This window comes from Vibrio sp. 1159, from assembly GCF_033340395.1.
Lineage (GTDB): Bacteria > Pseudomonadota > Gammaproteobacteria > Enterobacterales > Vibrionaceae > Vibrio > Vibrio alginolyticus.
This window is the reverse complement of sequence record NZ_JAWOWL010000078.1, coordinates 1-2,390: the sequence shown is the minus strand read 5'-3', so window position 1 is coordinate 2,390 and position 2,390 is coordinate 1. Positions and strand designations below refer to the sequence as shown.

General features: G+C 44.1%; 1 protein-coding gene and 2 tRNA genes. 2 read left to right on the top strand and 1 reads right to left on the bottom strand.

What is annotated here, in order from left to right:
• Position 1 precedes the first annotated feature (1 nt).
• Positions 2-77 (top strand) — tRNA-Thr (locus R7127_RS25955).
• A gap of 15 nt (positions 78-92) precedes the next feature.
• A tRNA-Asn gene (locus tag R7127_RS25950) sits at positions 93-168 on the top strand.
• Positions 169-416: 248 nt separating this feature from the next.
• Here the strand turns inward: R7127_RS25950 and R7127_RS25945 are convergent.
• Positions 417-1,853 carry an NAD-dependent succinate-semialdehyde dehydrogenase gene (locus R7127_RS25945; RefSeq protein WP_081107536.1) on the bottom strand — a complete coding sequence of 479 codons (1,437 nt, stop codon included), beginning with the start codon at positions 1,851-1,853 and terminating at the stop codon, positions 417-419.
• Positions 1,854-2,390: the final 537 nt, after the last annotated feature.

The following is a 2,390-nucleotide window of genomic DNA, read 5'->3' as shown; positions in this document are numbered from 1 at the left end:
TGCCGACTTAGCTCAGTAGGTAGAGCAACTGACTTGTAATCAGTAGGTCACCAGTTCGATTCCGGTAGTCGGCACCACTTATTAAAATTTGTTCCTCCTTAGCTCAGTTGGTAGAGCGACGGACTGTTAATCCGCAGGTCGCTGGTTCGAGCCCAGCAGGAGGAGCCATATTAGAAGAATCCGCATCACTTGATGCGGCTTTTTTGTATTAGTTTAAAGCTAAGCTCTCTCCTACCCCATAACGAAATAACATAAGCGCTTTGATTATTAAAAACCGCTTACCGCAAGCTAACTATCGACTCACTAAGTAACCAGAAAATATTAACCACAAACGCGCGTGGCAAATGGTATGCCTTTCAACTAAAAAAAAGCTAGGTAAAAACCTAGCTTTTTAATTCAATCGGCCATCTCTGAAATCAGCTTAAACCACCAAGACAAATATACTTTGTCTCCAGATATTCATCGAGTCCTTGCTTAGCACCTTCCCGTCCAACACCCGACTCTTTAACTCCACCAAATGGAGCCACTTCAGTAGAGATGATCCCTTCATTAACTCCAACCATGCCGTACTCTAAACCTTCACTAAAAGTCACAATACGCTTCAAGCTATTCGTATAGAAATAGCAAGCCAAACCATATTCTGTATCGTTCGCCATTTCGAGAACTTGATAATCATTTTCAAAGGTAACAATAGGCAACACAGGCCCGAATAGCTCTTGCTGAACAATCGACATATTCTGCGTCACACTATCCAAAAGAACGGGCTCCATAAAGCGACCAGGCCGTCTCTGTGGAGAGTTAGCAATAGAGGCTCCTTCTTGTACAGCTTGATCGATCGCCGCCTCTAGTCGATGCTTAGAGGCCATCGTAATAACAGGACCTAATGTGACACCTTTCTCTAAACCATTTCCAAGCTTTAATTTGCTTAACTTCGACAATACTTTATCAATAAAAGCTTGTTTTACATTTTTATGAACATATAGCCGATTGGTACAAACACATGTTTGCCCCGCATTACGGAACTTCGACGCGACAAGCCCTTCCGCAGCCTCATCTAAGTCTGCATCTTCAAACACGATGAAAGGCGCATTACCACCCAACTCCATCGACACCGCCTTGACTGAATCACTGGCTTGCTTCATCAAAATTTTCCCAACGCGCGTAGACCCCGTAAAAGAGATCTTCTGAATCCTAGGATCAGTACTTAGTACTTGACCAAACTCAGCAGCCTGCTCCGACACCACGACAGAAAGCAGTTCTTTAGGGATACCAGCCTGATAAGCTAATTCAACAACAGCAATTGCAGTGAGAGGGGTAAGCTCTGATGGCTTGATCAACATGCCACAACCTGCCGCTAGGGCTGGTGCTGCTTTTCTTGTAATCATCGCAATAGGGAAGTTCCAAGGTGTAATTGCAGCGCATACTCCCACAGGCTGGCGAATTGCAGATAGACGTCTATCTGTCGTGGGGGCAGGAATAACTTCGCCATAAGCACGTTTTGCTTCTTCTGAGAACCACTCGACAAAAGAGGCACCATACATCACTTCCCCTTTGCTCTCAGCTAAAGGTTTACCCTGCTCTAAGGTAATAATCGTGGCTATGTCTTCTGCATTATCAAGAAGTAGTTGATACCACCCCCTCAAACGACGAGAGCGCTCTTTGGCACTTAATTTAGCCCAACGGACTTGCTCCGTTTTGCACTGACCAATGAGATCATCTAACTCATCAAGAGTACTAGGCTTTAACCGAATTAACTCTTGCTCAGTTGCAGGGTTGATGACCACAATTCCCTCTTCGGAAGACCATTGCTTAAATACAGATTTCAGCGTTTCATTTTTTATTTGTTGCATCATCAAACATACTCCTCAAGAACTCCTCTTAGGTTAATCGCTACTAGCAAGTTCAGCAAAGAAAACAAAGTTTTCTAAAAGGCATTAATTTTCGGAAGACTTAGCTCTCTTCCTCACTATATTTCGGGAAATTGCGTAATCCACGCAACGACGGTCCCGCTCTAAACATGGAAGCAATGAATGTTTGAGAAATAAGATGTAGAAAATTATTGTTTAAGAGAGACGCTAACAAAACGCGCAGTGAGGAAGACTATTCATTCTATTACGGTTGAGGGCGAGTGTTATAAAGACTCATTGTTCAAATGACCAATCTTTCAACGAGGACAGGATACAAACTCGGAGTAATTGGAAGTGCAGGCAGCAGGCTCATCTTCCTGAGAAACTCATGTGCCAAAAGGGTAAAGAAAGTCGTATTGTCTCGCCTTCAATGTGTAAATGCATTTCTAGGGGACACGACCAAACGAAAAAGCCCCAGTCTTTCGACTGGGGCTTAATATAAGTGGCGGAGTGGACGGGACTCGAACCCGCGACCCCCGGCGT

Coding starts and splice junctions, on each gene's coding strand:
- R7127_RS25945 (WP_081107536.1), bottom strand. CDS start 1,853: ATGATGCAACAAATAAAAAATGAAACGCTGAAATCTGTATTTAAGCAA.